Below are 5984 nucleotides of genomic sequence, written 5' to 3' on the forward strand. Positions count from 1 at the left end.
AGGTGACAGTCTGTGCGGTAGAATCCGGCTTCATGAAGGGGCCCTTGTTGAGGGGAAACGGGTGTCGCAACACGTTTCTACCGCAACTGGGGCCTTCTTCAATTCAAGAACGAGACTTCTTCATGAATTTTCCGGGCTAGCGGGAGGCCAGAGGAGAGGCACCATAAACGTCGCCGCATTCGAAAATGATCCTTCCCATCCTGCCACGCCGCGGGAGGTCGACCAGCAGAACGACGGCGAGACTCTCCGACACCTGGCCTCCTACCATGCGGGCCAAGGCTTCCACGGAGCCATCCGGTCGAATCCGTCTTTGGCTCGCATCTCTTCTGGGCTATCAGCGGATTTCCGAATCCCTCCGACGCTCTGCGAGGTAGGCTCCCAGGTGGTGCATCATATTCTGCGGGTTCAACGAGTTCACCACCTTCGCAGACGGCTTGTGGAATTCTGCGCTGGGTATGAGGTACAGGTCGATCAGGCAGGCTGAGACCCGCCAGGGCCTTGCACAGGGGGAGGGGGAGGGGATGCGCGAAGTTCTGATTCCGAGTTTCCGCCATGGGCGAGGCCGAGCCGGGCTGATGCTGCTGCTGGGGGGTGTCGCCTGGCTTGCGATTGCCGGTGTTGCACTCGCCGACGAGCGACCTCCGAATATCGTGCTCATGCTGAGCGACAACCTCGGATTCGGAGAGATCGGCATCTATGGCGGAGGCGTGCTGCGCGGCGCACCGACGCCTCGCCTCGACCAGCTGGCTGCCGAAGGGCTGCGTTTGACCAACTTCAACGTGGAGGTCGAATGCACGCCTTCGCGCTCGGCGCTGATGACCGGTCGCATGCCGGTCCGCTCCGGAACCTGGCGGGCGGGCACTCCCGGGCTTCCAGGGGGGCTCCCGCCGTGGGAGATCACTGTGGCCGAAATGCTCGCGGACGTGGGATACGACACCGCGATCTTCGGCAAGTGGCATCTCGGTGATTCCCCCGGCCGTTATCCCACCGACCAGGGCTTCGACGAGTGGTGGGGCTTCCCGTTCTCGACCAATGTGGCCACCTACCGCGACCATGTCGGCTTCGATGCCGAGGCCGCGACGGTTCCGCACTTACTCGAGGGCCGGAAGGGTGAGGCCGTGAGCAAGGTCGAGCCGTACACGGTCGAGAACCGGCCCCTCATTGATGAGCGGATCGTCGAAAAGTCGGTCAGCTACATCCAGGAGCACGCCGGCGAGGAGGAACCGTTCTTCCTGTTCGTGTCCTGGTCGCTCGTCCACCATCCCTACCTCCCCCATCCGGATTTCGACGGCAAGTCCGGAAACGGTGCTTTCTCGGATGTGATGGTCGAGCATGACCACCGCGTCGGGCAGATCGTCGATGCGGTGGAAGCGGCCGGCATCGCCGAGAACACGATCGTGCTCTACCTGAGCGACAACGGGCCCGACGCGGCCTACTACCCCGTCGTTTCCAACTCGGGCGCGTATCGCGGATACCTGGGAAGCGCCTTCGAAGGCTCGGTCCGCACGCCGATGATGGCGCGATGGCCTGGACACATCGAGCCGGGCAGTGTCAGCAACGAGATCGTCGCATTGATCGATCTGTTTCCGACGCTAGCGAAGCTCGCCGGGGGCGAGGTGCCCGACGACCGGGCCTTCGACGGGATCGATCAGAGCCCGCTACTGCTGGGCGAAACGGAGAAGTCCGCGAGGGAGAGTGTGCTCTTCTTCTCGGGTCGCACGCTGCTTGCCGCCAAGTGGCGTCGCTTCAAGATCTTCATGGCAGGAGACGATCCTGCGCCGCGGGACCGCTCCTGGCGTCGGCTCTGGGCGCCGCGGGTGTTCAACGTGGAGCAGGACCCGAGAGAAGAGGTGGACATCGGTACCTCCAGCCTGTGGATTCTCGAACCGCTGATGAAGAAGGTCTACCCGTTCCTGTTCAGCGTGGCGCAGGAGGGCCTGATCCTGCCCGGCGGCGACGAGCCGGAAGCGGCGACGGTCGAGATCCCGTTCCAGAGTCAGGCGGAGATCGACAAGAGCATGAAGGCGATCCGCTGGAAGATCATGAAGCAGAAGGCGAAAGAACTGCTTCCCTTCGGCAAGGAGTAGCGCCGTGTGGCGCTGGCTCGTCCCGTCGCTGGTTCTCGCCCTGCTCGTCATCGGAATCGTTCGCATGGCGACGATCCCGGTCGACCGGGGCATCGACCGCAGTGTCTTTCGGGATCCCGCCAAGGCCGCCGCACCTGTAGAGGGCTTCGTGGCACCGATTCGCGGCGCCACCCCCCTGCGTCCGAATCTGGTGGTGATCCTCGCGGACGACCTGGGCTATGGCGATCTCGGTGTGCAAGGCAGCCGGGCGATCCAGACGCCGCACATCGACGGGCTTGCAGCCGAGGGCATGCGCTTCACGCAGTTCTACGCGAGTGCGCCGATCTGTTCGCCCTCCCGGGTCGGCTTGCTTACGGGTCGCTATCCCTTACGCAGCGGCATCATGACCGCGCTGCAGGCCGCGGGAGACAGCTTGTTGCGTCGGCTCTCTCACAGCGCGGGCCTGTTCTTTGCCAAGCTCGCCTCCGTCGACATGGCGGGCGGTGGGAATGCCGTCGCTGGTCTGCCCGCGTCGGAAATCACCATCCCAGAGGCGCTGCAGCTGGCGGGCTACCAGAGCATGGCGATCGGAAAGTGGCATCTGGGCGATTTTACCGCGCTTCCCGAATACCATCCCTCGAACCATGGCTTCGACCGTTTCGTCGGCTTCAACATGTCGAACGACGATTGGCCCGTGGCGTTCTGGCGCGATCAGGTCGAGGAAGTGGCCGACATCGGTCTCGACCAGGAGGCCTACACGGCGATCTTCACCGAGGCGGCGGTGACGTTCATCGAGGAGCCCCGAGAGGAGCCGTTCTTTCTCTACATGGCCCACAAGGATCCCCACCAACCCTTCTACCCGAGTGAGAAGTTTGCCGGGGGCTCCGAGGGAGGCCCCTATGGCGATGCAGTGTCCGAGTTCGACTGGAGCGTCGGCGAGGTGATCGCGGCGCTGGGGCGGGCCGGCATTGCCGATGACACACTCGTCGTCGTGACCAGCGACAACGGCCCCTGGTTCGAGGGCGCATCCGGCGGACTGCGTGGTCGCAAGGGACAGAGCTACGAGGGCGGCTTCCGGGTTCCCTTCGTCGCCTGGTGGCCGGGTCGCATCGAGGCGGGTGCCGTGAGCGACGAACCCGCGATGAACATCGACCTGTTGCCGACCTTCCTCGGGCTCGCGGGCCTGGGGCTTCCTTCCGATCGCACGATCGACGGAGTGGATCTCTGGCCGGTGCTGTCCCAGAGCGAGGGGGCGTTCCCCGAGCGCCCGATCTTCTTCTCTCACGACTACGACTTCGAAGCCGTCCGCCTCGGACGCTGGAAGTTCGTCGAGCGCAACAGCCACTACGTCTGGCCGGCGCCGCTCGACAAGCAGGACACGCTGGGCGGCAGGCTGCTCAGCAGCCGCGACTACACGCCGCCCGACGGGGGCGAGCCGATTCCCACACTGGGCACATGGCCGCTTCTCTACGAGTTGCAACGGGATCCCGCCGAGGCCTACAACGTGGCGAAGACCCGGCCGGAGATCGCAGCAGAACTCGGAGAGCGCCTCGCCGTGTGGCGTTCGGAATTCCTGGCCAACCCGCGCGGCTGGCGGAAGGAAACGGCCGTCCGTTGACGTCTTCGAAGGAGGAAGCCGTGAGAAGGCTCATTCCTGCCGTCGGGTTCCTGATCCTGGTGTCAGGCGTCCTCGGCGCCTGCAATCTCGACCCGGGCAAGCAGCCCTGGGATCCGCCGTCCGCAGCCGCCCAGCCCGCCACTCCCGTGAGCCGCATTGCCTGCGCTCAACACATCCCACTTCGCCGCCCGCTGTTCGGCGATCTCCACGTGCACACGGGGCTCTCGATGGACGCCCGTGTGAGGGACACGATCTCCACACCCGACGACGCCTATCGGTTCGCCCGCGGCGAAGCCATCGGATTCCCGCCCCTGGCACCGGATGGCAGTCAGACCCGCAAGGCCAGCATCGACCGGCCCCTCGATTTTGCCGCGGTGACCGACCACGCGGAGTGGCTGGCCGAGTCGATGCTATGCACGACACCCGGCTCCGAAGTCTACGACACTGACTCTTGCCGCGTCTTCCGAGGCCAAGCCGACACGCTCATCTCCCGCATCCTGGGCCTGGAGGGCTTCCGAAAGAACCTGACAGGAGTCATCTCGCTCTTCGGCCGCAACGAGGAGGTATGCGGAGAAGGGCTCGGCATCTGCCGCGCCGCCAGTCGGAGTGCATGGTTGGAGATCCAGGACGCCGCCGAGCGCTGGTACGATCGCAGCGAAGCCTGCACGTTCACGGCCTTTCATGGCTTCGAGTACAGCCGCTCGCCGAAGTTCACGAAGATCCACCGAAACGTGATCTTCAAGAACGAGATCGTTCCCGAGCTGCCGATCTCCTGGATCGACACGCCCGAGGAACCCGAGTTCTGGCGGAAGCTTCGCCAGCAATGCAACGATTCGGGTTCCGGCTGCGACGCCGTCGCCATTCCCCACAATCCCAACCTCTCCAACGGCCAGCTCTTCTCGGTCTGGTATCGAGACCTGCCGGAAGAGGAGCAGCGGGAAGCGGCAAAGCTGCGCGCGGGGCTCGAGCCCATCGTCGAGATCGTGCAGCAGAAAGGCGACTCGGAGTGTCGCAATGGGCTCTACGGCGTGGTCGGCGAGCCGGATGAGCTCTGCGACTTCGAGAAGATCCGCGACATGGGTGGATACGAATCCGAGGATTGCGAGGAAGGTGCGGGATGGGGAGCCCAGAAGGGCAGCGGCTGTATTTCGCGGCTGGACTATGCCCGCTATGCCCTCGTCGAGGGAATCCGCGAGCAGGAACGGATCGGTCTGAACCCCTACAAGTTCGGGTTCATCGGCAGCACGGATACCCACCTGGCGAACCCGGGAGGTGTCGCAGAGAAGAATTGGATTGGCAGCTACGGCGCGTCCGTTTCCAAGATGCTCGAGGTCGGGGAGCAGAAGTCGCCCCAGTTGTTCCGCAGCGCGGGAGGCCTCGCCGGAGTCTGGGCAGAAGAAAACTCGAGGGGCTCCATCTTCGCCGGTCTTCAGCGCCGCGAGGCCTTTGCCACCAGCGGCACCCGGATTGCCCCGCGCTTCTTCGGCGGCTGGGAATTGCCGAAGGATCTTTGCGAGCGCACGGATCTGGTTGAAACGGGCTATCGCGACGGCGTCGCGATGGGGTCCGACCTGCCACCGGTTCCCGCAGGAGCCGGCGCACCGCGATTTGCCGTGAACGCACTTCGCGATCCCGAAGGCGCTCCGTTGCAGCGGCTCCAGATCGTCAAAGCGTGGCTGGGTGCCGACGGCCTCTTCCACCAATCGGTGCAGGATGTGGCCGGAGACGCGGCGAACGGAGCTAGCGTCGATCTGGCCACTTGCGAGCCCAGAGGAACAGGTGCGGATTCGCTCTGCGCGGTCTGGGAGGATCCGGACTTCGACCCTGCCATGGCTGCCGTCTACTACGCACGTGTCATCGAGAATCCCAGCTGTCGATGGTCTACGTGGCATTGCCTCGCGATCCCGGAAGCGGAGCGGCCGGACGGCTGCTCGGATGCGCGTGTACCCAAGACGATCCAGGAACGCGCCTACACGTCCCCGATCTGGTTCGAACCGAAAGGGGGATGAGAGGAACGGCCCCTCTCTCGAGCTCAGCCCCGGCCCGGAAACCATTCTCCGAAACTCAGCAGGATCGCGCCATCTCCTTCGATCGAGTACTGCTGATCGAGAAGCGCCTGGCCGGCTTCGATTTCGCCCCGTGCAATTCCGAGCCATATGCCGCTAGTCCCTTGTCACACCAAAAGCTGGGGGTAGAGTCGTCGCAGTTTCACGCGGGCTTGTTGGGTCGTGAATTGCCAGTCGACGCCCTTCGTCGTTCGGTTGCGATCGTCTTGCCAGGCTTGGACTTGGCGCGTGAGA

Annotated in this window: 3 protein-coding genes; all 3 read left to right on the forward strand. The window is 64.4% G+C overall.

From position 1 onward, the window contains the following. The first annotated feature begins 521 nt into the window (after window positions 1-521). Genes GY937_21140 through GY937_21150 form a run of 3 tightly spaced genes read left to right on the forward strand, consistent with a single transcriptional unit; the run spans window position 522 to window position 5693 of the window. Window positions 522-2087, forward strand: coding sequence for an arylsulfatase (locus GY937_21140; GenBank protein ID MCP5059219.1), 1566 nt, complete (start codon window positions 522-524; stop codon window positions 2085-2087). Window positions 2088-2091: 4 nt separating this feature from the next. After that, window positions 2092-3684 (forward strand): sulfatase, encoded by a 1593-nt coding sequence (locus GY937_21145; protein MCP5059220.1) that lies wholly within the window; start codon window positions 2092-2094, stop codon window positions 3682-3684. Window positions 3685-3704: 20 nt separating this feature from the next. Continuing rightward, a complete protein-coding gene (locus GY937_21150) occupies window positions 3705-5693 on the forward strand; it encodes a DUF3604 domain-containing protein (protein MCP5059221.1) in 1989 nt (662 codons plus the stop codon). The last annotated feature ends 291 nt before the right edge of the window (window positions 5694-5984 follow it).

It is taken from the genome of bacterium (assembly GCA_024228115.1).
Classification (GTDB): domain Bacteria; phylum Myxococcota_A; class UBA9160; order UBA9160; family UBA6930.